We start from the raw sequence: 20,374 nt of genomic DNA on the forward strand, positions 1-20,374 counted from the left end.
TCTTTATGAATTGATCGACAGGGGATTCCCGGACCTGCGATGGCTTTGGCCCACTAGGTGCCCGACGGATGAGCCGCACGCGCCAGCGCGCCGCCTGGTCATTTCTTACGGTGTAATGGAACCGATACGAAGTCTCGACGTTTCTGGCTTCGTGAGACCCTGAGCCCCCGATCAGGGTGACACCTTCACAATCCGCCCGGAAGTGAAGTACTCTCTCTCGATAAGTGCCTCTGGCCTCGTCCCGACGGGGCCATTTCTTTTATGATCCCTAGTCGCCGCGGCCATTACCACGACGGGGCCCGCGGTCGCCGATGAGGATTATCGTCGTGGGTGGACGAAGGCGCCCGATTTAGCGGCGAATGCATTGAGCAGGATCGGCGCGGCGCCGTGGGAGTGGACCCCGTTCCAACACAGCCTGTTGGCTCTGTCGACGGAAGGGGCCTTTTCCTTTTTAGTCGCTTCCTGCGTGCGTCCATTAAAAAAGACAGCCCCATCGCTGGGGCCGTGAGGTAAAACATCTGACGCTTCTGTTGAACGGTCCGCAGGCAAACCGCGCTCGATAGGCCCCATCTGCGGAGTTGAGGTTGAAGGTGGGGCCTAGAGGCGCTTTCGATCACCAAGCGGCGGTCGAGCAACACGTTAGAACGTAGGAAAGCGCCAACGGTTCCACCATGGGACTTCAGTCCCATAACCCCGGCGCAATGGTCCTAATCCCGTGGAGAACTGACCCCGATACGCTATTTCTAAACCTCAGCCTATGGCGAACTATTCGGCATAGGCCGACAACGACACCAGGGCAGCCTGCCCGTCCCTTCGGTTCGCTCTGGTGTCGTTGCCGACCGGAGGAATGGACTATGTACGAACAATACCGCTACGGCGGGCCACCGAAAAAATTCTCGACAGGGTTTCTTATCGGCGTGATGCTCTTGGCGATGCTCGTCATCGGCGGATACCTCGTCGTGAACAGCGCGTTATCGCACGAACCTCAACAATCCGTCGCCATCGTCCTTCCGACACCTTTGGCATCCTCGAAGTAGTTCTCGACTGAAACAGGAAAGCAGCCATGAGACTGATGCACTTAGGGCGAACCCGCCTTGAAATGCTCTGCCACGATATCGCCCTCAGCGACGCCAAGCCAGAGAGCGCTGCCTACTCGATCTCTTCGAGGCTTACGCGTTCGTCTCCTCAACGCGAGCTTCTGCGGGAATACCCGGCCCGTAAAGAGCAGATTGCCGAACTCCAACAGATCTACGCCGACAAGGTAGAGTCGTCGCCCTACTCACGCTAACCGATGAGCTACTATTTCCATGAGCATGGCCAAGCGCAAGCGTTATCCCAGTATCCCCGATAAGGGCGGAGACAGTTTTGCGCCTGATAGCGAAGTGGGTCGCAGTATGGCTTCACGGCCTCAATGGAGGAGCGGCTCTACTGAAAAAAATCGACGTCAGATGGACCCCGGTGAAATCCCGGCCTTCGTCGACGACGTCATCGAGGCAGGCTGCGACATCTGCGCCGTGGGGCATGACAGCTACGTGATTAGCGAAATTGAGGAGCAGACCGCAACTAAGGAAAAGCTTGACCGAATAGTAGAGAAGTACGGCGATCGCGACGCCCTGAGGTGGGAGATCGTCGCCTACCTTTGGTCGATTGGCCGGTTCCTAGAGCTTGCGTCCGAAATCACCCGTCACTAGTTTCGCAAACTCCCGCGGGCAGACACAGTGCCGAGGCTACGGGTAGAATAAAAGCCTCTGCCGGGATCGGCAGAGGCCAATGCACGCTGGTGCAAGCGGCTCGTCTGAGCGGATGGAGCACGCTTCAAAAGCTACTGATGAAGGGCGGGGCGACAATTCACCCCAATGGAAGTGCATGCTCCGCCGACATGGAAAGTTTCGCTTCTTGAGCTACCATTGGGAGCGCGCCATATGGGAACGGTTTAGGCTGCACGCCTCTGGGTCTTGATCGCCTTGGAAGTTGGCTTGTCGCCCTTAGCCCTGACGCCATAATTTCGTATGTCTTCAACTGCCCGCCGTCGACCTCCTGCAGAATCCCCTTCATCACGTGCCCGAATAGCCCGAAATGGGTATTTCCCCGGTGGAACCAGGCAAGCCCTGCCGACGTTTTGTGGACGCGAATACCACGAACGCTTTGCCGCCCTTCATGGGAGGTCCCAAATGTACTTTCATTCGGATGATCTCAACTGCGCTCTCGGCCCTAAAGACGTAGAAATGCTGCATCGAGTATTTGAGAGGACCTGCTTCTTAGCGGGATTTCCCAAACTTTCCAAGCGAGGCAATCAACTGGCAAGATTCCTGATTGACGAGTTCCGTGTCGGCCATACCGACGAGGCTTGCCTCCTGGAGTGCGCTCTCTGGTTCACAAAGCGGGATACGCGACAATCGGAGTTCTCGTCTCGTCGTGGGCTGGGTGAAATATCCCGTGTTCGTGGCCCGGCACATGAGTAATCTGGAGGCTACATGGGTTTAGTTCACCTCGGACGGGCGCGCTTGGCAATGGCTCTGCCCGCTCATCGCGAACGATTGCGTTCAGTCAAAGATCATGGTTTGTACGACCTCTTCGAAAAATATGCGTTGGCGGCAAATACACTCGATGCTCTTCAGCGCGAGACGCCCCGACGGGAGGAGCGAATCCATGATTTTCAGCAGCTTTGCCTGGATTTACAGGCTGAGGTCGTCGTCGTGCTTGACCGGCTGCACGAGGAGAGCTGGTAGTCAGACGCAAATTGCATTCACAAACGTGATACGTCTGATCGCCTCAGCGAAGCTCACACCGAATGCCATCACCGCTTGAGGGATGATGTTACGGTCGGAATCAATTCCTCTCGCGCCACCTGAAAGGCGATAGCCCAACACGAAGCAGTCAGGCGGAGAACGCGGAAGTCTCGAGCCACGGGGATCCTCTGTTTCAGTGACCGATCACCTCGCCAGCTCTCAGTTCCGATTCGCGTCCTTCAGAACTGGCAAAGTGCATTTCTATCGACCGCCGTTCTCGTTACTCTCTCGATCTTCCCTAGGGTCCGTGGTTCCTCTTTCTGCCCCCCGCAATGGGGCATAAGGACACCTTGGAGATGGCTACCAGGGCGTATTCGACAGCGGCAGCCCGCGCACCTCAACTGGCCCGCGACCGGAGGGCAGGCCCCTATAGCGTGGCCGGAGAGGACATCGACGCTGCTCGCTGAGAGGCGCGGGAGCGGGTTCTGATTTCCCAACTCAACCAACGCGTTAGGAACATTCTCGTGGTTGTTGCGGCAGTTGACGCATGTTCTTGAGCTTCGTTGATTGAGCGCCGGGGATATTCGTCTTGGAAAATCTCGCGGGTGCGACGGTCGTTCCCACGACCGCTCCAACCGCGCCCACTCGCCGAGCGAACTATTCTTTCGACCGGTCCTGATCGAACCCCACGTCCCAGTCTTTCGGAGGTTCCCTATCTCCTGGCGGACTGCGGTGACCCGACATATCCTCAGACCCGGTGATCACGGTCGGCTTGGCGCTCGATACTCCCGTGCTCTTGCGGTTGCCTTGGGGGTCCGCAAACTGGCCCTTCGCGTCGGCCCTGGTCTTGGTCGCGTCAGAAGGGTCATTTCTCGCGGGTTCCCGATTGTTTTCGCCGGCCGCATCCCGATCCTTTTCGGGATCATTCGGCCTCGTTTTCTCCGGCCCTTCCCATCGCGGTGACTGGTCAGCGCTGCCCGGCGCGCCATCGTTCGGTTTGGTAATCGACATGTCTGCCTCCTTTTCGAAAGGCCGAACAGGCGATGCGCGTTGAAGTTCCCATCGGGATGCATCCGCACAGGCAGGCGCGCTGCACGTATGCGGGTTCGACACCCAACGTCGCGGGGCGATTTTTTGCTCGGCGGGGAACCATATCGATCCCCCACGCTTCTGTTGGTCCCCGCCGCCTCTAGGGCGGGACCAACCGAGGAGAACGACAATGGCAAATCAACGCAGCCAGGGCGGCAGCAGCGAACAGCATCGCAAGGCTGGCGAACAAAGCCATAAGAACGACGACAAGCAGCGACAATCCGGCGGTCGCGAAACCGGGGCTGGCAAGAGTGCCGGTTCGGGCGGGGCTAAGAGTGGCGCTGGCACCACGGGCGGCGGTCGCGGCACCGACCGCAAGAGCTGAGGTTCCATGGAAAGGCGGCCAAGGACGTGCACGACTCGATGACGTCGACCGAACCCAGAGGTTTCGGGAAGTCGGCAGGTCACAGTGCCTCGAGCCCTTCCCGGGATCAGATGACGCGGAAGTCCGTCTGGAGACTGAGGACGAAATGCGGACTGTCTGCCCGGTTCCAGGCGAGGTCGCGAGTGCCGATTTGTCCACTCGCTAACCGGACGGGCTGGCTCATCCTAGTTTAGCATGATGACCGTCCGCCATCCCGGCGGGCGGTCCTTTTTGCATGAAAGCGTTGACAATCTTCGGAACCACCGGTCGCCGAACCGTGTTTTGCGTTGGCGTGTACCAACGAGACAGGAGACAGGAACCATGAACATCATCGCACAACAGGTGCTCACAGATCCCGGAGGCGTGATGACCGTCGAATGGGTTGCAGAAGGCGGAGATGTGATTTCCGTTCGCCTACAAAGCACTGGCGGAGACCTTGGCGTCGATGCGGCCGTGACCAAGGCCAAAGCTATGATGGTGCAAGTAGCCGCGTTCGAAGAGGGGGATGACCGCGAAATCGTCGGTGGCGATGAAACGGGATCGCCGGCGGTGGAGTCTTTGAGAAGCGCGCGCAGCGCAAAGGATACCGGCACTCTGGAAGAACAGCTCGACGAAGGTCTCGAGAGTTCGTTTCCCGCAAGCGACCCGGTTGCCGCGACCACCAGCTCTATTCCGACCGGACGCTCCGATCCCACGAAGAACGAAAGCTAGACACGCGGCCCGCGCGCACGTCTTCTTTGCTCGATCGCCAGCGCGTTGCCAGCGGGCGCTCGGCTGCACCCCGGATCCCGCATACGGCTTAACTCTTTCCACTTGGCAGTTGGACCTGCCGACAGGAGACCTATCATGAAACAGCTCGTTCTTGCTTCACTCGTGCTCACTCTGGCCGGTTCGGCCCTCGCCCAGTCCGCAATGGAAAAATCCGGCATAAACTCGCTGATCGGTGCTGCACCTAAAACACAGGATTTCGTCCAGGAAGCGGCGACAAGCGATCTGTTCGAAGTTCAGTCCAGCAGGCTTGCTTTGGAAAAGGGCGATGCCGCAACGAAGGCCTTCGCTCAGAAAATGGTCCAAGACCACGAAAAGACGACTGCTGACCTCAGTGGCCTCGTCTCCAGTGGCAAGGTCAAGGCGACCCTGCCGAAGACCATGACGACCGCTCAAAAGGACATGCTCGCCAAGCTGAACGATCTCAAGGGCGAAGACTTTGGGAAACAGTACCGTTCCGACAGCAGGAAGCGCATGAAGATGCGGTGGACCTGTTCAAGCGCTACAGCGAAGGCGGAGAAAACGCTGAGTTGAAGGCTTGGGCTGCAAAAACGCTTCCGGCCCTGGAGCACCATCTAGAAATTGCGAAGAACCTTATCAAATAGCGCAATGGCGGTTCGAGGGCACGGCCGCGACTATCCGAGATGAAGCTCGATGTGACGAGGATCGCGGTGCGAGCGTCCGGGTCTAACTGGCGGGGCGCAAAATTGCGCTTTGATCGATTGAGCCGCAGCATCATCCAGGTTTTAAACCCGGTACCGATGGGGCTTACTTTGGCGCTTGTTGGAGGGCCTTAGTTCTCGTCACCCGGATATGCAGAGTTCTTCAGCAGGGTGGCAACATGGGATGCATTGCGGGCAAGCATTGCAATCATCGTTTTTACCGGCTCAGGGGTCTTTCTCAGATCGACGAAGTTGGTAGAGCCCATCGCTTCGCCAACCCAGTAAGCGACCGCATTTGCCGGAATGGTGAAGCCGACGTCGTTGAGTGCCTGAAAAACTTCAGCGGAAACGTGATGGGCGCCGTCTTCGTTGCCGACGACAGCAACGACGGCAATCTTGCCGTAAGAAACAATGCGCCCTTTTTCGTCGGTTTCATCAAGGAATGCGTCCATCCTCTCCAGGGCACGCTTGCAGACACTCGATGGCTGCCCGAGCCAGATGGGCGTGCCGATGAGCAGGATGTTGGCATCGAGGATCTTCTTGCGTATATCGGGCCAATCATCCCCCTCACCTTCATCGGAAGTCACGCCTGGTTTTACGTTGTGATCGGCCAGGCGGACCGTCTCAGTGTCGACGCGATGCTTCTCGAATTCCGCCGCAATAAGACTTAGGATTTTATCGGTGGACGACGCCTCGGTGGCTGCGGAGGATTTTAAGGTGCAGTTTAAGGCAAGCGCTTTCAGGGGCATCGACGGATCCTTCTCACTCGGGACGGGTAACCGGGTTGTTCAAACGACCAGATGTCGTTGACGCTCCGGACTGCGTTACGCTTCACGGCGAGGCGTCGCCGCTAAGAATTCTTCGGTCTTCACGAGTTCGAGCTGGACTGAATACCGATCGCTGAGCAGATCCATGGCGGCATCGTGCGTTTCGTCGGCGCCGCTATAAACCGCATCGCAAAGCACGGTGACGCCAAACCCGAGATCGATCGCGCCGAGGATGGTCGCCAGGACGCAGATATCCGTCTCGCCGCCGGTAACGACGAGGGTTTCCACGCCTTCTTGTCGAAGGTGCGAAAACAACCGGCCATCAACCCAGGGCGAATAGGTCGTTTTGTCGAAGACGCGGGCTGGCGGCACAAGGTTTTGAAAGGAGGGCGGCAGCTCGAGCATTTCTTTAGGCAGGTGCTCGCCGGTCATCATCCACCATTTTTGATAGTAATCCCTCCAACTTCCCGCCGCGTCGCGTGGATTCTGGGGTGGCATAAATCGGGTGAAGATTGTGTTGCTCGCATGGCGTTCCGATATTTCGACAAGTTGCGGTAGCACGTTTTTCATCCACGGCACGTGCCACGGCGTCTGCTCCAAAAACATCCGCTGGGCATCGACGCAGATATGCCGCCACTTGCCGACTGCTTCCATGCCCCGGTGCCTCCTTCAAGATCAACCGAACCCGCGAACGGCGTGACTGGTTCCCGGATGCCCGGAGTTTTCTGCCACAGGCCAATCACCACAGGCACACAGAACCTTCTTGCAGGCTCCGCGTTCTCTCTTGAGACAGGAGAGCATCAATAGCCTCACAAGCAGACACACCGATTTCGACCCGATTCTCACCCCACGAACGGGCATGACCAGTCCTGGGCTCAACAAGCGAGAATTCAGGCGACGATATCTCACACAATGAGAGGCCGCCAGCGTTTGAACACCTGAAGGCCCAGCTTAGTGACATCGCCAACGCCGCATGGGATGCCTATATGAGTCCAGAATGAGCCCCTACACCCGCAGGGCGGGACCCGGCTATAGAGATCCAGCCTACGAACTCTGTGTTGACTGGATTGCCGCGAAAAGCGATCGATGAGGCGAAAGTACGTCATGACGACAATACGTCGGCCATCTGGAATTCTGTTGGTCAACGCATCCGCGCGAAGCGAGCACACCTGTCCGGGGAGAATCCAAGTTCTATCGCAAGCTGGAGTTGGCTAAGGCGTCGATTGAAGAAAGAGGCGATGTTGACGTCGAATTCCTGTCGCTCGACCGGATAGCCTCTGAGTACGGTCGAAGCATTCACCCCCGCACGGCTTGCTTCTCCACCTCGCCAGCACTTTGTCATTGGCCCTGAGATGGACGGCTGGGCTTACCCGCGGCATCTCAAGGGCCGGATTTTCTCCGTCGTCGTGAGCGACACCGAAGGTGCGAAGAACACGCGGCGGGGCCGCGATCCACGTGGGCCGACAAGGGCGCGCCTTGAGATATGGACCGAGCCTCGTTGGTGAGCATGCAGAACCCGATGTTCTCGATGAGGTCGAGACCGTTTCGGTATCGCCTTGGTCGTGTATCAGTTTGCTTCACCTTTGATGATTGGATAAAACGGCGGCTGCCAGGCTGAAGTTCCACGAGCGCCCGATCACGCGGACGGCGCGCCGCCAAAACCGGCACTCCATCGGAGGCCAGACTACTTTGCTCTGCGTTGAGCCAGATGCATTCGAGCAGGTGCGCATCCACGGAACTTGTTTGGACCTGCTGGATTGACCAGGGTGGAGGCGCTGGTCTTGCCGAACACAATCGACGGGTAACGCACCACATACCATCGCTCTGCGCGAGGAATCTGCGATGTCTATGCTCGTCCTTGTTGCTGCTGCTTGTGGTTTCCTCGGAGTGCTGTCGCTCCTCTGGGAAGCACTGCGAACCCGGCCTCTCAGTGACTTTCACCGATCCGCCCGCTCAAGACCAACACTAGAGCCCAAAGGTCAGGCCTTCGCTTTGTCGGGCCGGTCAGAAACCGGATTGGCCTGAGCTTGATCGTGGCCGGCATCTTCATCTTTTTGACCGTCATGTAGATCGGCCGCTAGACCACGGAGCGGAACCTTGCCTGTTATCGAGAGTTTGAACGCGAGGTAGCGAGAAGGAGCGAAACCATGCCTCGAGGTGACAAGTCCGCATACACCGACAAGCAAAAGCGCAAGGCCGAGCATATTGAGGAGGGCTATGAAGACCGTGGCGTTCCGAAAAAGGAGGCCGAGCGTCGAGCCTGGGCCACGGTGAATAAGGAAAGCGGCGGCGGCAACAAGTCCGGTTCGGGCCGTGGGCACCCGGAGAGCAACGCCTCGTCTGAAAAGGGTGGAAGAAAAGGCGGACAAGCCGCTGCTTCGAGACCTAAAGCAGAGCGATCGGCCTCCGCAAAAAAGGCGGCTGCAACCCGTAAGCGCAACGCGGAAAGCGTCCATCATTGATCCACGACACAGGCGGCGGGTGCCGGTGTGGGACGTAACGTTCAAGGAGAAAACATGATGGACTGGGATCGCGTAAAGCGATCGGTCCGATCTTTACGCTCCTGGACCTCACGCCACTTGGCCGACAGGAAACCTGGCAGGACGTGCCGTCCGGCCGTACGCAGGGAGATCCATACAAGTGGTGGGGGCTTCACGACCACTACGGAACCGCGAACAAGCCTGACATCGTTAGCCCGTAGCCCCTGCTGAAGGAGGATGTCTAGCGGCTTGACGAAGTGTTCAGGATCATCGGCAAAAAGCCTGAAAAAAGATGTGGCGCAATCATGGGAAGGCGGCTCGATCATGGAAGTGTATCAAGGCTCGCCCGCGCTCGACGCCGGACTGCTTGCAGCCGCACAGGCTGTCGAACACTACGAACGGCTCGCTGAGGACCTGGGCGCTGCAGCTGGGCATGAAAGACGCCAAGCTGCTTATGACGACGCTTGACGAAGAGCAGGCGACGGAGATCGCCCTGACCGCGACCGCCACCAAGGTCGTCAATCAGACCGCCGAAAAGCGGCCTGACGCAAACACCAGCCCGGCTTGATCCTTTTATCGAGCCGGGCAAAGGCTCCGGGCTCAAGCTTGGCGTCGGGACCGCGACTCTGGCAAAGCTTCCCGGCTAAAGCCGGGGGTCCAGTCTGTCGTCTCCAACTCATGATATCAGACTGCGATCACGAAAGTGCTTCCCATATCTTTGCAGCGGGATCACAGTGATGGCAGGCAAACTCTTAAGCAGGCCTCAAGTTCGGTCTGCGGATATGCCTCCAACCAAAGGAGGACAAGATGTCTTCCAACGTAGCCTCCCATGTCCCCGTTCCCCTCGATATGCTCAAACGGGTGCTCGACACCGTCGGGATATTCGATGTTGGGAGTGCGTGGCACCGCGCGAAAAGACGAGCCGCAGCTCGATTGCTGATCTCGGCTTTTCAACGCGGCACTTGCTCCGAAGCAGCGCTCGTCACCATTCTGATGAGCCAGATCGAAATGCTCTCGCCACCTTTCCCTTGTGAAGATGTCGACCGCTGGGAAAACGAAGGTGGCGGCGTACAGCCTGATCTCGCTGCAGCGCCGGAGACAGTCCATTGATCGGATGGGGCACCAATTGCCGTTTTCTTCTGCATTGCTCACTTTGGTGCCGGTAGCCGCTATCTCTTCGACAGGCAAAGCATGAGGTCACTGCCAGGCCATTGTTATCGCCGGGCCGCCGGTGAGAAGCGCCCAGCCAGACAGGAACTTCAGCAAGGCCAGATTTACAACGTTGCTCAGTTCTTCGAGTTGGTTTCCAAATCCACGGGCAAGCCGGAGGCTGCTTGGACCCGTCCCTCGATCTCGGCTGCCACCCACTCGAGAAACAGATTGTACGCGACCGCCAACAATGTGGGTCCAAGAAAGAGCCCAATCAACCCAAAGGCGAGCACCCCGCCAACCAGTCCAAACAAACTGAGCAACACCGGCAGATTGGTGTTTTGGTTGAGCAGGTACGGCCGCAGGAAGTTGTCGATGCTGCTGACAAGAAGAAAACCCCACAAGCCGACGAAAATCGCCCAGCCCATGGAACCTTGGAGCAGAAGCCAAAGCCCCACCGGCACCCAAAGAAACGGTGGACCACCCGGCACGAATGACAGCGCAAAAGTTAGGCAACCCAACAATACGGGCTGGGGCACACCGGCGATCCAGAAGCCGGTACCGGCAAGCAAGCCCTGCGCAAGCGCGGTTCCGATCATCCCGTAGACGACCCCCTTTACGGTCGCACCGATGACCGTCAGCAGCCTCTTGGACCGCGGGCCAGCAACGCGCTCGCTGATCTGGCGCATGAAGCCGATCATGCGACGACCATGCAGAAAAAGAAAGAAGGTGATGAATATGCTGAGGGCAAGTTCAATCAGGACGCCGCCGAGGGCCGCTCCGCCTGAAAGCGCGATATCCGTGATTGGGCCTGTTAATTTCTTGAGCTCAGCTATGAACGCTGGAGCATCGTGAGCGAGGTTCTCCCAGTAGGCCGCGACGCCTTCGCCGATGATGGGTAGACCGTTGACCCAGTTGGGTGGCGCCGAAGGCCCTTCCTCCAGGACCTGCGTAATCGCTTCTGCCAGGTTCTCTATGTCGTCCACGAGCGCGGTCACAAGGAATGCAAGCGGTGCTGCCAAAGCAAAGACCACCACCATCGTCATTATCGCCGCGGCAGCGGCACGGTATCCTCCGACGGCACGTTCGCATTGGCGGTAGAGAGGCCACGTCGAAAAACAGATAACCGCAGCCCATAGCAAGGCCGACAGGAAGGGCCAAAGGACCAGCGCGCAGCCGACAAATAGAAGTGTAAGCGCACCGAGAGCGAGTAAAGAGCCTATCCAGCTGCGAAGATCTAACATTACCGATCCGCCTCCTCTGGACCGATCGCGTTTTGCCAGAAAGCGGGGCGACGCCTCGCATGGCAAGTCGCATTGGACGGACACTGCGGAAACGCTGAAACCTGGCAGCGGTCAGAGGTTCAGAACGAGTAGCTCCGACGAGCGTTGCTGAAACACTCTCGGAGCTAGGGATGCGCGTGACCGCAATAGGAGGAACTCACTGACCCATAAGGCTGCGATCCGGTCACGATGGGCCTCAAAGGGATCGCTTCGAGAAATTCGATCAGTCCAGGATAGGGGAGTGCCCGCCCGTGACGAACGGCTCAATACCAGCGACCGCGACCGTACCAGCCGCCCCCCAGCAAGAGAACAACGAGAACGATGATGAGTAGTGTGGTGATATCCATCGGGGCCTCTTGGGAGTACCTGGTTATCGTCGATCAGGATGATTGACGATGCTATTTCCTGCCGTACTCCAACGTAGGATGTAACGCGCCAAATGCGCGTTCGTTCCGGCCCCAGCGGTGGGCGACGGTAAACCCGCTCGCCATTGTTCAGAAGTGTTATTTGGCGCGACGCCAGACGCCGTTGATACCATCGCCCATGACGTTTCCCGTCTTCTCTTAGCGGCTTGCCGCCATAGGCCCTCCGTCGAGCCGCACAATCATCTTCGATGACCTTTCGCATCTCCAAAGGACCAGGTCCAATTGCCGGACTACGCCTCCATAAATGTAAGCGTGATCACCCTTGGGGCGGGGTATATCAGTTTCGCCGGGCGGCTATCTCAGGGATCTGATCGGCAAAGCGCGGCGGGGGAATTCTCCCTCGGCCCGATGCTGATGGCGTTGATGCGGGTGAAAAAGAGTGCTGGCTGGAAAGCCGGATAGTGCTATGGCGAAGCGGTTGCTAAGCTTTGATGATTGGACAAGGGGAGCAAAGCATGCCGTTCGAGCCTCGATCACCACGCCTGGCGGTCCTTATCGACGCTGACAATACCTCGGCAAAGATCGCCGACGGGTTGTTCGAAGAGGTGGCAAAGATCGGGGAAGCGAGTGTCCGCCGCATTTACGGCGATTTCTCGGGCACGCGTTCCAAGGCCTGGGCGGATGTGCTCGCGAAACACGCGATCATTCCCCAGCAGCAGTTCGCCTACACTACCGGCAAGAACGCATCAGATATCACGCTTGTGATCGACGCCATGGACCTGCTGCATAGTGGTCGTTTTGATGGTTTCTGCCTCGTTTCGTCCGATAGCGATTTCACGCGTTTGGCCGCCCGTATTCGCGAGCAGGGCATCGACGTTTTTGGCTTTGGCGAACAAAAGACTCCGGAGAGCTTCCGGCAGGCCTGCCGCCGATTCATCTACACTGAGAACCTGCTCGCAGACGCCGGGAAAGACGAACAGGATACCGCATCAGCCGCAAAGTCCTTGCAACCGGTGAGCGCCGCCGTGCCGTTGATAAAAAAAGTTCTTGCCCAAGAAGAAACCGAGGAAGGTTGGGTAAACCTCGGTACTGTTGGCAAGCAACTGCTCAACTTGGCACCAGACTTTGATCCGCGTACCTTCGGGTTTCGAAAGCTCAGCGACCTCATCCGAAAGACAAACAAGTTCGAGGTCCAGCATGCGGAGGGCCGGCCCGTCAGCATTCGCCTGAAGCAAGGTACCAAGGCACAGTAAAGATTGCAGGCATACGCCCTCCAACATACTCGCATCGGACGACATAGTCAGCCGTTGACGTCGCCGGGTTCAGAGCTCCGGTAACGCCTGGGAGTGCAACCGGCGGTATCGGCTCCGCAGCGGGCTCTGAGCATGGAATAGCGATCTCCGAACGTAGTAGGGCTTCGGCCGATGGAATGCTGGGCAGACGCCGGGCCGCAGCGCCTCCTATCAACACACGCTGCGAATGTTTCTTCACGGGCGGAGGCGACTGCCGGCCAGCTTGGGGCTATTGAGAATACGCAGCGCTCGCGCTGCATTTTTAGGGCTGAGCCCTTCCATCTTCCAGGTGCCTATTTCTGCGGTCTTTCCCGTGAAGAGGTGATAAATCGAATAGGTTCCGTCTCCGTCGAAACGGCGACCATACTGACCGAGCTGTTCAGACCTGTTCGGCGCCCCCCCTTCGGATTCCCATGCGCTGATGACGAACGCGTGTTCTTCGTGTTTGCTTTTCATTGCGGCAGCCGATGTACCACGACTGGCGACACTGCTCTGCTATCGGCCGCCATGCCCTGTTCATCGGCTGCGGATTGTCTTTCGTTGCTCTCTTGCTCGTGGCCGAGTTCATCATTGCGGATGCGATACCGAGGCGAGATGTACCTGAAGCGGATTTGGCGATGTGGATCGTTTCCGCCGCACGGGGTGAAATATTTGCGCGATCTCTATGGCCCACTGACAGACCGGTCGGGATCGATGGTGACACTTTAACGTTGCCGATACGGTTAGGGTGACGGCAAGATTGCGGCTATTCGCCAGGTGCCACTATCTCGCCGAGGTCTAGCATCCAAAATGGTCGGTCGAAATGGACTTTCGATGTTTCGTCCGGGCAACACGCTGCCCTCCTTTTCTGCGGCATACGTGGGCGAGATTCAGCCGGGATCGGGCCGTTTGGCGTCAATCACTGCGCAGCGCGCCGCAGGTGAATATGCGAAATCGAGATCGATAAGTTTGGTAAAGCAAAAAGCCAATCTTGCGCCAAAAGCAATCAAAACTCTCTATGCCTTGAATACGTCTTTACTTTGTTTGTTAATTGCTAATCTGTTTTATCGAAAAATACGTCCAGACTCTATAAATATACGAGCACTGATAAATCGATATGCGGTCGTTTTCGGCTCAAATTTATGCACGATAATTATTTGAAACGTACTTTTTAATGAACAATTGAATTGGTTGTTTACATTAAATCTTTTAAAGCGCACTGTAGTAAATCTGGATTGCCATTGGCTCCTGGTCGGAGCGCGGGCCCGCAACGATCCCGATAATCACCTGATTAAAGGGAATTAATCCATGACCTTCGGACAAATCCTTTAACATGCAAAACCCTACGCCATTGGTTTGGTGGTCGGGCTTTTCTTCAGCCCAATCATCGGCTTCAATGCGGGATGGCTCACCACTACGACTGCCAGCAATCTGGCGGCAGAAACGGCCAGAGTGGACGCCTTTGCCGGCATCTGTTCAGACACCGCTGGACGAATGGCTACTGCCACCAGCACGGATCTCGCAACGCTTCAGGGCTACGCCAATCGTGCGAAGCGTGACGAACTCGTAGCGAGCATTATGGCCAACATCCAAGTTCCAGCTGACGTCGTCAGCAAGGTCAGCACGAGTTGCAGTCGCGCACTATCGTGAAGCGCGGTAACGCGGCTCGTTGGGAATCTCGACGAAACATAGGAGATCGTTATGAAAAACCTCATTCCCGCCCGCTTCTCTACGTACGACTTCACGCGCCTGTTGGTATCGCTTGCGTTTACGCTGGCGATTGCAGTGATTGTCTATTCGGTCCTCTTCGGAAGCATCCTGTAGTCGCCTGATCATGCGTGCATCCGGGCTACGAGGCTGGAAAACGTCCTGGATGGACGTTCGGGGTGCCGCGCCTTTGAAAAAAGCTGGTAAGCAATCCAGACATTAGCTCTTTCAGGCGAGTAAAATGGGCCCGGCATTGGGAAGAGTTGGTCGGGACTTTATCCATGACACAGGCTCAGGCTTTCGCCTTCGCCATTCTGATCGGCCTGATGGTCGCTTTCATTTGGGGACGGCTCCGCTACGACCTCATTGCGGTTCTCGCGTTGCTTGCCGCAGTTTTCACCGGGATAGTGCCCCACAAGGCAGCGTTTTCCGGCTTCGGCGACGACATTGTCATCGTTGTAGCCAGCGCGCTGGTCGTCAGCGCCGCGATTGAGCGAAGTGGCGTCATAGAGGCACTCCTCCATCGGGCGGCGCCAAGCGTGACCTCTGTCCAGGGTCAGGTTGTCATTCTCGTGACGACTGTCTCGGTTCTCTCCATCTTCATCAAGAACATCGGCGCTTTGGCGATGATGATCCCAGTCGCATTCCAGATGGCGCGCCGGTCGAAAGCCTCCCCGTCGTCTTTTCTCATGCCTATGGCGTTCGCTTCCTTGCTTGGCGGTCTCACGACTCTCATCGGAACATCGCCAAACATCGTCGTCTCCCGGATGCGCGAGGAACTGACGGGCCGCCCTTTCAACATGTTCGATTTCACCCCCGTCGGCATAGGGCTTGCCGCAGCGGGCGTGATCTTTCTGGCGTTTGGTTACCGGCTGCTTCCAAAGGAGCGCAAGGCGGCCGCGACAATGGAGAAGGCGCTGAACATTAACGACTACATGACAGAGGCCCGCATCACTGCGACTTCGTCCGTCATCGGCAAGTCGATCCGTCACCTGTCGATCTTGTTGGACGAGGAGGTTCTGGTCACTGGCCTCATTCGCAATCGGGTCGAACCGCTGATGCCCCTGCCGGAGGTCATTCTCCATCAAGGCGATATCGTTCTGTTGGAAGGAGACCCTCAGGCGCTCGAACGGGGCATCAGTCGTGCGCGTTTGGAACTTGAGGGGCACGACCGCCCGACGGAAGCAAAGGGAGCCGATGAGGAGATTGCCGGAATTGAAGCAGTGATCGGCCCGAAATCAGTCTTGATCGGGCAAACCGCCAAACGTTTGGCGCTGCATGATCGCTTCAATATCAATCTACTCGCGGTAAGCCGAAGCAGCGAACGATTCACTGATCGATTGCGCGACATCGTGTTAAGACCAGGCGACGTTCTCGTTTTGAAGGGCGATCTCGTGCTTCTCCCGACCAGGTTGATGGAACTCGGACTTCTTCCGTTGGTCGGACGCGAAATCCGCTTGGGGAACCCCCGAAAAGGCCTGATGCCGGTGGTGGTCCTGGCTGGTGCCATGATGCTAACGGCATTCGGCCTGCTGCCCGTCTCCACGGCCTTCTTTACGGCTGCCGTGCTGACGGTAATGCTCGGTTCACTTTCGCTTCGGGAAGCTTACGAGGCTGTCGATTGGCCCATACTGATAATGTTGGGCGCTCTCATTCCGGTCAGCGAGTCGATCCGTGTGACCGGTGGTGCCGACCTAATCGCCGGCGGCCTCGCTCAACTTGCTGCCACGTTGCCTCCCTATGGGGCCCTTGCAATGATCATGGTGGTCGCAATGGCCGCAACACCGTTCCTGAACAATGCAGCCACCGTTCTCGTCGTCGCGCCGATCGCTGTCACCCTTGCTCAGCGCCTTGGCTACAATCCGGACGCCTTTTTGATGGCAGTCGCGGTGGGGGCGGCTTGTGATTTTCTTACGCCTGTTGGGCACCAGTGCAACACCTTGGTGTTGGGACCCGGCGGTTATCGTTTCAGCGACTATTGGAAGTTGGGGCTGCCGCTCTCGTTCATTGTGGTCGTGCTGGGCGTGCCTCTGATCCTGTGGTTTTGGCCGCCCCTTTAGCGCAAGCGTTGTTTCAATTCCATTTTCAGGTTCACCGTGGTGGCACCTAAGGTCTGCCGGTGGCACGGGAGACGAGCACCTCAGACGCGGAATTATTATTCCGCTTTTCAAGTTAAGCCGAATGTATGCGGTCTTACTCCCGCACTCGAGGGGTGGCTGTTCGAACATCGCGTAGACGGGGTGCTACTATGCCCGGCCGCGTCTCTCGCGAGTTGAGGGCAGGCAATCGCCGACCCAGACAATAGAACGCGGAGCGGCGCCGATGGAGCGAGCTACGACAACTGCCAGGAGATATCAGCCAGTTCAGCGCCAGGATACCCAGGGCTGCAGAGATGACGGAAGCGCTGGGAATGCCGAGCTTGACGGAATCAGAAGCTCGGCAGGAACAGAGCCATGGTGAAGCCGAACCCGGCGAGGAGGCTTCCGGCAGCCAACAGCGTCCATATTAGCTCGTCTGGACAGGCCCCAAAAACGCAGTTTCACGGCGCGGGCGGCAACCTTCACAATAGAGTCTCGATAACACCGGCTTCAATTTCGTTGCAAAGGCGGGCAGTGAGCAACTCCTGGCCGAACCGTCGTCTGGATCGAGTAATGGCAAGCTAGTGCAATGATCAGAATACGTCCAGAGAGCTGAGCAATAGAATTATGCCGACGACTACAACAACGATCTGGGCCATCTGCTTCATCGTCGAGTCAATCGGAAGTTTTTGCACAAGATACAGCAACAAGGGGATGATAAGGGCCGTGACCAGGACGCTAATTATGATGGACATGCCCAGGTTTCCTTCGAAGGAACCGCCTGCCGGCAGCGCAACACCGATCATGCGCCGATAAAAAGAGAACGTCAGCGATGCTCTTAGTATCTAGGCCCACAGTCTAAATAGTCTTACGTAGATTGATATCGGCATACATCAGAGGAAGCACATGGTTTCAACGCACTCGAAACTTTCGAGCGGCAGAAACCCGAACCTTAACCTTATTGATGCCACGTAAGCTACAATCGCGAAGGTTTGTTTTCGCTAGCAGCTTTAATATAGATCGATGATCGAAAAGGGGTCAAGTAATACCAAATTGATACACGCCGCCTGACGATAAGCCGACTTCGACAATTCTTATCCCTACGTGTGAGATACCCGCTCTTCCATGGCAGCCCCGGAACATTTCCCCGTGCTTTGGAGTGATTTCGTATCACGTCAATTTTCGCGGTCGGATCGCATGCCGTTCCCTGCCAGAACTGTCCTCTGGCTGTAGCATCCTGCGAAACTCATCCCGACGTTCATGAATGGAGGCTATCACTGGCCCCATGGGAATGCCGATGCCAACGAGCACCGCCTGCGACAACTGGAGGCTGGCTTCGATGGTTTCTGGCACCGCATCTGTCACTTTGAGCTCGTATAATTCAGTTGCGTGCACCGCATCTCGTGCGCGCGCGACAATAGTGAGATCCGCCCGCTCGGATCTTGCAGAAGAGACGATAGACGCCACTGCCTCGGCATCGTCCAAGGTCACAACAAGCGCGCGAGCACTCTGGATTCCGCAGCGTCGAAGCAACTCGGTTCGGGTGGCGTCGCCATAATAGATCGTGGTGCCGCGCCCTCGCTCCTTGCCGACAAGCACGGGATCGGCGTCGACCGCCAGGAACCTCAACCCATGTCGCGTGAGCATCTCAGCGACCAGTTGCCCGACACGTCCATATCCAACCACGATCACACGCTCCAAGCCGTCGTCATGCTCAGGCGTTAATCCTGCAAACGAAGGATCGACCGCACCGGCAGGTGCCCGGTCGCGGTCTAGCAGTCGCACCAGCAAGGGAACGCCGATCATCGTTAAGGTTGCCGCAACCGTGGCAGTGGCGGCAACGGCACCAGGGACCACATTGCCGGCCACAGCAGCACCGATAAGGATCAATGCGAACTCGCCACCAGGTCCCAATACAAGCGCGACCTCGCCGGCATTGCGGGTCGTTAGTCCTGATAGGCGCGCGATGGGAAAAAGGGTGAGAGCCTTTGTGGCAAAAAGGCCGATGGCGACGCCAAGGGTGACGACAGGGTTGGCAATGATCTCGGATAGATCCAGGCGAGCTCCCACGGAGACGAAGAAAAGCCCAAGCAAAAGTCCCTGGAACGGTTGGATGGTAACCTCGACCTGACGACGATACTCGGTTTCAGCGAGCAAGAGACCCGCAACGAAAGCACCCAGCGCCATCGACTGACCACTGAGGGCTGTGATTAGACCGGAGCCAACTACGACCAACAGGCATGCAGCGACGAACAATTCGTTACTTTTTGTCGTTGCGACCAGCTTGAACAAAGGGCGCAGAATGAGGCGACCGAGGCCCGCCATCGCGAAAAGCGCTACAACGGCTGGCGCCAGAGCATACAACAGGCCGGCACCGAGCCCCGTCCCCCCACGTGTGCCCAAAATCGTCACCATGAACAAAAGAGGCGCCACCGCGAGATCCTGGAAGAGCAGTACGGCGAAACTGGCCCGTCCAACCGTCGTGTTCAGCAGTCTGCGCTCAACAAGCGACGGTATGATGATCGCCGTCGACGACATGGCGAGCGCACTGCCCAGCACCACCGCTGAAGCCGGTGTCTGGCCCAGCAAGCCCGCAATCGCCGCGAGGATGCCTGTCGCGGTGAGAACCTGCAAGCCACCCAATCCGAAGACGAGTTTGCGCATGAGCAGAAGACGGCTCCACGACAGCTCGAGCGCGATCATAAAAAGCAGGAACGCCACGCCGAACTCCGCAAGATGCGCGATCTGCCCAGCGTCAGTGATAGAGATTGCCGAGAGCCACGGCCAATCTCCAACGAGCGCTCCAAGACCGAATGGACCAAGCAGGATGCCGGCTGCGAGAAAACCAAAAACCGGGCTCACTTTCAATCGCCCAAACAGTGGTACAATGACGCCGGCCGTCGTCAGAAAAAGCAGAAGCTCTTTGTAATTTTCTGGTCCTGGTGTCATCGATAGCTCACACCCCTTGGCTCAGAGTGACGGGCTCATACAAGCCGACTTGCATCTCTTTTCCTCCACTGAAGGATCCTACTCTCATTTTCAGAGGGATGTCCCCAGTGTGGTATCCAAGACTGGCGCTGCGACAGCTCCGTGCCCAGACGAATGGTTTCGTGACGTTAGCAGGTCATCTACCGCACGAGCGGGCCGTATGAGGCCGTAACAGAGCTTTGTGCATTTAGAGCAGCTTTAGAAGCGCTCGCCGAAATCACGATTAAGGCCTCTGCTTCAGATCGTACCCCTCGTAGGGCGGCCAACAGCTTCCTTGAGCGAAAGACACGACAAAGCTTGGAGAGGAATTGCAAGAAGCCGTCATGTTGGCCGTGGGGCCATATCACCGCGAGCAATATATCGACTGGTTCGTCGTCAGGTGCGTTGAACTCGATCGGTTCGCGCAGGGTAACAAGGACTTTGGTCGGAGCTACCAAACCCGGAATAAACGCGTGCGGCAAGGCAAAGCCTTGCCCGAAACCCGTGGAACCAAGAGCTTCCCGTTCAAGCAGGCCATCTAAAATGACATCGGGTGGGACGCGCGTGCGCTGCGCCAGGTGAGATGAAATAGCTTGGAGAGCCGCCCGCCCGCCCCTCGCCGGCACGCCGAGCATCAAGTCATCTTCAAAGCGGAGGTCTTTACCATTCATCTTTTCTTCACCGCTTCTCTCTTG

General features: G+C 57.4%; 20 protein-coding genes and 3 pseudogenes. 15 read left to right on the forward strand and 8 right to left on the reverse strand.

Annotated elements, in window-relative coordinates:
* The first annotated feature begins 854 nt into the window (after positions 1–854).
* From AC3WVQ_RS34515 to AC3WVQ_RS34535, 5 genes are all read left to right on the forward strand, one after another.
* Positions 855–1,037: a hypothetical protein gene (locus AC3WVQ_RS34515; RefSeq protein WP_029742765.1), complete on the forward strand. Its 183-nt coding sequence runs from the start codon at positions 855–857 to the stop codon at positions 1,035–1,037.
* A 26-nt stretch (positions 1,038–1,063) separates the two neighbouring features.
* On the forward strand, positions 1,064–1,288 hold the full coding sequence (locus tag AC3WVQ_RS34520; RefSeq protein WP_029742766.1) for a hypothetical protein: 225 nt from the start codon (positions 1,064–1,066) through the stop codon (positions 1,286–1,288).
* 19 nt (positions 1,289–1,307) lie between these two features.
* Positions 1,308–1,691, forward strand: a complete 384-nt coding sequence (locus tag AC3WVQ_RS34525) for a Y4lK-related protein (RefSeq protein WP_412472924.1) — start codon at positions 1,308–1,310, stop codon at positions 1,689–1,691.
* A gap of 783 nt (positions 1,692–2,474) precedes the next feature.
* Positions 2,475–2,729 (forward strand): hypothetical protein, encoded by a 255-nt coding sequence (locus tag AC3WVQ_RS34530; protein ID WP_034800476.1) that lies wholly within the window; start codon positions 2,475–2,477, stop codon positions 2,727–2,729.
* Between the two features lie 228 nt (positions 2,730–2,957).
* Positions 2,958–3,218: a DUF6766 family protein gene (locus AC3WVQ_RS34535; RefSeq protein WP_492383578.1), complete on the forward strand. Its 261-nt coding sequence runs from the start codon at positions 2,958–2,960 to the stop codon at positions 3,216–3,218.
* Between the two features lie 168 nt (positions 3,219–3,386).
* On the opposite strand, the pseudogene AC3WVQ_RS34540 reads toward AC3WVQ_RS34535, so the two are convergent.
* Positions 3,387–3,566, reverse strand: a pseudogene (locus AC3WVQ_RS34540) (hypothetical protein); the annotation flags it as partial.
* A gap of 382 nt (positions 3,567–3,948) precedes the next feature.
* Here AC3WVQ_RS34540 and AC3WVQ_RS34545 point away from each other — a divergent pair.
* The 3 genes and pseudogenes from AC3WVQ_RS34545 to AC3WVQ_RS34555 all read left to right on the forward strand — a co-directional run bounded on the left by AC3WVQ_RS34545 (position 3,949) and on the right by AC3WVQ_RS34555 (position 5,555).
* Positions 3,949–4,143 carry a hypothetical protein gene (locus tag AC3WVQ_RS34545; protein ID WP_029742771.1) on the forward strand — a complete coding sequence of 65 codons (195 nt, stop codon included), beginning with the start codon at positions 3,949–3,951 and terminating at the stop codon, positions 4,141–4,143.
* 360 nt (positions 4,144–4,503) lie between these two features.
* Complete coding sequence (locus AC3WVQ_RS34550; RefSeq protein ID WP_029742772.1) at positions 4,504–4,893, forward strand: hypothetical protein; 390 nt, start codon at positions 4,504–4,506, stop codon at positions 4,891–4,893.
* Positions 4,894–5,028: 135 nt separating this feature from the next.
* Positions 5,029–5,555 (forward strand): annotated as a pseudogene (locus AC3WVQ_RS34555) (DUF4142 domain-containing protein).
* Between the two features lie 188 nt (positions 5,556–5,743).
* Here the strand turns inward: AC3WVQ_RS34555 and AC3WVQ_RS34560 are convergent.
* Both AC3WVQ_RS34560 and AC3WVQ_RS34565 read right to left on the reverse strand, forming a co-directional pair.
* Entirely contained in the window at positions 5,744–6,361 is a 618-nt protein-coding gene (locus AC3WVQ_RS34560) for a flavodoxin family protein (RefSeq protein ID WP_112975839.1), read from the reverse strand.
* A 75-nt stretch (positions 6,362–6,436) separates the two neighbouring features.
* Positions 6,437–7,033 carry a cysteine hydrolase family protein gene (locus tag AC3WVQ_RS34565; RefSeq protein WP_192445773.1) on the reverse strand — a complete coding sequence of 199 codons (597 nt, stop codon included), beginning with the start codon at positions 7,031–7,033 and terminating at the stop codon, positions 6,437–6,439.
* A gap of 1,493 nt (positions 7,034–8,526) precedes the next feature.
* On the opposite strand from AC3WVQ_RS34565, the gene AC3WVQ_RS34570 reads away from it, so the two are divergent.
* The 3 genes and pseudogenes from AC3WVQ_RS34570 (at position 8,527) to AC3WVQ_RS34580 (ending at position 9,969) form a co-directional block, all read left to right on the forward strand.
* Positions 8,527–8,841 carry a hypothetical protein gene (locus AC3WVQ_RS34570; protein WP_029742638.1) on the forward strand — a complete coding sequence of 105 codons (315 nt, stop codon included), beginning with the start codon at positions 8,527–8,529 and terminating at the stop codon, positions 8,839–8,841.
* Positions 8,842–9,104: 263 nt separating this feature from the next.
* Positions 9,105–9,427: pseudogene (locus tag AC3WVQ_RS34575) on the forward strand (DUF892 family protein); the annotation flags it as partial.
* 239 nt (positions 9,428–9,666) lie between these two features.
* Positions 9,667–9,969, forward strand: a complete 303-nt coding sequence (locus AC3WVQ_RS34580; RefSeq protein WP_029742639.1) for a hypothetical protein — start codon at positions 9,667–9,669, stop codon at positions 9,967–9,969.
* Positions 9,970–10,145: 176 nt separating this feature from the next.
* Here AC3WVQ_RS34580 and AC3WVQ_RS34585 read toward each other — a convergent pair whose 3' ends face one another.
* On the reverse strand, positions 10,146–11,252 hold the full coding sequence (locus AC3WVQ_RS34585) for an AI-2E family transporter (protein WP_113080034.1): 1,107 nt from the start codon (positions 11,250–11,252) through the stop codon (positions 10,146–10,148).
* Positions 11,253–12,171: 919 nt separating this feature from the next.
* Between AC3WVQ_RS34585 and AC3WVQ_RS34590 the strand changes: the two genes are divergently transcribed.
* Positions 12,172–12,909: an NYN domain-containing protein gene (locus AC3WVQ_RS34590; protein WP_034800491.1), complete on the forward strand. Its 738-nt coding sequence runs from the start codon at positions 12,172–12,174 to the stop codon at positions 12,907–12,909.
* 234 nt (positions 12,910–13,143) lie between these two features.
* Here the strand turns inward: AC3WVQ_RS34590 and AC3WVQ_RS34595 are convergent, their stop codons facing one another.
* Positions 13,144–13,404, reverse strand: a complete 261-nt coding sequence (locus AC3WVQ_RS34595) for a hypothetical protein (protein WP_113080032.1) — start codon at positions 13,402–13,404, stop codon at positions 13,144–13,146.
* Positions 13,405–14,277: 873 nt separating this feature from the next.
* On the opposite strand from AC3WVQ_RS34595, the gene AC3WVQ_RS34600 reads away from it, so the two are divergent.
* From AC3WVQ_RS34600 to AC3WVQ_RS34610, 3 genes are all read left to right on the forward strand, one after another.
* Entirely contained in the window at positions 14,278–14,577 is a 300-nt protein-coding gene (locus tag AC3WVQ_RS34600; protein WP_348646839.1) for a hypothetical protein, read from the forward strand.
* Between the two features lie 51 nt (positions 14,578–14,628).
* The gene (locus AC3WVQ_RS34605) at positions 14,629–14,751 is read left to right on the forward strand and encodes a hypothetical protein (RefSeq protein WP_029742645.1); all 123 of its coding nucleotides are present in this window, start codon (positions 14,629–14,631) and stop codon (positions 14,749–14,751) included.
* Between the two features lie 164 nt (positions 14,752–14,915).
* Entirely contained in the window at positions 14,916–16,694 is a 1,779-nt protein-coding gene (locus AC3WVQ_RS34610) for an SLC13 family permease (protein WP_113080031.1), read from the forward strand.
* A 611-nt stretch (positions 16,695–17,305) separates the two neighbouring features.
* Here the strand turns inward: AC3WVQ_RS34610 and AC3WVQ_RS34615 are convergent.
* The 3 genes from AC3WVQ_RS34615 to AC3WVQ_RS34625 form a co-directional block, all read right to left on the reverse strand.
* The gene (locus tag AC3WVQ_RS34615; RefSeq protein WP_492383542.1) at positions 17,306–17,467 is read right to left on the reverse strand and encodes a Thivi_2564 family membrane protein; all 162 of its coding nucleotides are present in this window, start codon (positions 17,465–17,467) and stop codon (positions 17,306–17,308) included.
* A 415-nt stretch (positions 17,468–17,882) separates the two neighbouring features.
* On the reverse strand, positions 17,883–19,661 hold the full coding sequence (locus tag AC3WVQ_RS34620) for a cation:proton antiporter domain-containing protein (RefSeq protein ID WP_110819464.1): 1,779 nt from the start codon (positions 19,659–19,661) through the stop codon (positions 17,883–17,885).
* A gap of 179 nt (positions 19,662–19,840) precedes the next feature.
* Positions 19,841–20,350, reverse strand: a complete 510-nt coding sequence (locus tag AC3WVQ_RS34625; protein ID WP_060529277.1) for a PTS sugar transporter subunit IIA — start codon at positions 20,348–20,350, stop codon at positions 19,841–19,843.
* Positions 20,351–20,374 lie beyond the last annotated feature (24 nt).

Source organism: Ensifer sp. EB106-05-01-XG146, from assembly GCF_058791875.1.

What these genes read in the sequence shown, in the direction of transcription:
- AC3WVQ_RS34515 (WP_029742765.1), top strand. Translation starts at nt 855, where the DNA reads ATGTACGAACAATACCGCTACGGCGGGCCACCGAAAAAATTCTCGACA.
- AC3WVQ_RS34520 (WP_029742766.1), top strand. Translation starts at nt 1,064, where the DNA reads ATGAGACTGATGCACTTAGGGCGAACCCGCCTTGAAATGCTCTGCCAC.
- AC3WVQ_RS34525 (WP_412472924.1), top strand. Translation starts at nt 1,308, where the DNA reads ATGAGCATGGCCAAGCGCAAGCGTTATCCCAGTATCCCCGATAAGGGC.
- AC3WVQ_RS34530 (WP_034800476.1), top strand. Translation starts at nt 2,475, where the DNA reads ATGGGTTTAGTTCACCTCGGACGGGCGCGCTTGGCAATGGCTCTGCCC.
- AC3WVQ_RS34545 (WP_029742771.1), top strand. Translation starts at nt 3,949, where the DNA reads ATGGCAAATCAACGCAGCCAGGGCGGCAGCAGCGAACAGCATCGCAAG.
- AC3WVQ_RS34550 (WP_029742772.1), top strand. Translation starts at nt 4,504, where the DNA reads ATGAACATCATCGCACAACAGGTGCTCACAGATCCCGGAGGCGTGATG.
- AC3WVQ_RS34560 (WP_112975839.1), bottom strand. Translation starts at nt 6,361, where the DNA reads ATGCCCCTGAAAGCGCTTGCCTTAAACTGCACCTTAAAATCCTCCGCA.
- AC3WVQ_RS34565 (WP_192445773.1), bottom strand. Translation starts at nt 7,033, where the DNA reads ATGGAAGCAGTCGGCAAGTGGCGGCATATCTGCGTCGATGCCCAGCGG.
- AC3WVQ_RS34570 (WP_029742638.1), top strand. Translation starts at nt 8,527, where the DNA reads ATGCCTCGAGGTGACAAGTCCGCATACACCGACAAGCAAAAGCGCAAG.
- AC3WVQ_RS34580 (WP_029742639.1), top strand. Translation starts at nt 9,667, where the DNA reads ATGTCTTCCAACGTAGCCTCCCATGTCCCCGTTCCCCTCGATATGCTC.
- AC3WVQ_RS34585 (WP_113080034.1), bottom strand. Translation starts at nt 11,252, where the DNA reads ATGTTAGATCTTCGCAGCTGGATAGGCTCTTTACTCGCTCTCGGTGCG.
- AC3WVQ_RS34590 (WP_034800491.1), top strand. Translation starts at nt 12,172, where the DNA reads ATGCCGTTCGAGCCTCGATCACCACGCCTGGCGGTCCTTATCGACGCT.
- AC3WVQ_RS34595 (WP_113080032.1), bottom strand. Translation starts at nt 13,404, where the DNA reads ATGAAAAGCAAACACGAAGAACACGCGTTCGTCATCAGCGCATGGGAA.
- AC3WVQ_RS34605 (WP_029742645.1), top strand. Translation starts at nt 14,629, where the DNA reads ATGAAAAACCTCATTCCCGCCCGCTTCTCTACGTACGACTTCACGCGC.
- AC3WVQ_RS34610 (WP_113080031.1), top strand. Translation starts at nt 14,916, where the DNA reads ATGACACAGGCTCAGGCTTTCGCCTTCGCCATTCTGATCGGCCTGATG.
- AC3WVQ_RS34615 (WP_492383542.1), bottom strand. Translation starts at nt 17,467, where the DNA reads ATGTCCATCATAATTAGCGTCCTGGTCACGGCCCTTATCATCCCCTTG.
- AC3WVQ_RS34620 (WP_110819464.1), bottom strand. Translation starts at nt 19,661, where the DNA reads ATGACACCAGGACCAGAAAATTACAAAGAGCTTCTGCTTTTTCTGACG.
- AC3WVQ_RS34625 (WP_060529277.1), bottom strand. Translation starts at nt 20,350, where the DNA reads ATGAATGGTAAAGACCTCCGCTTTGAAGATGACTTGATGCTCGGCGTG.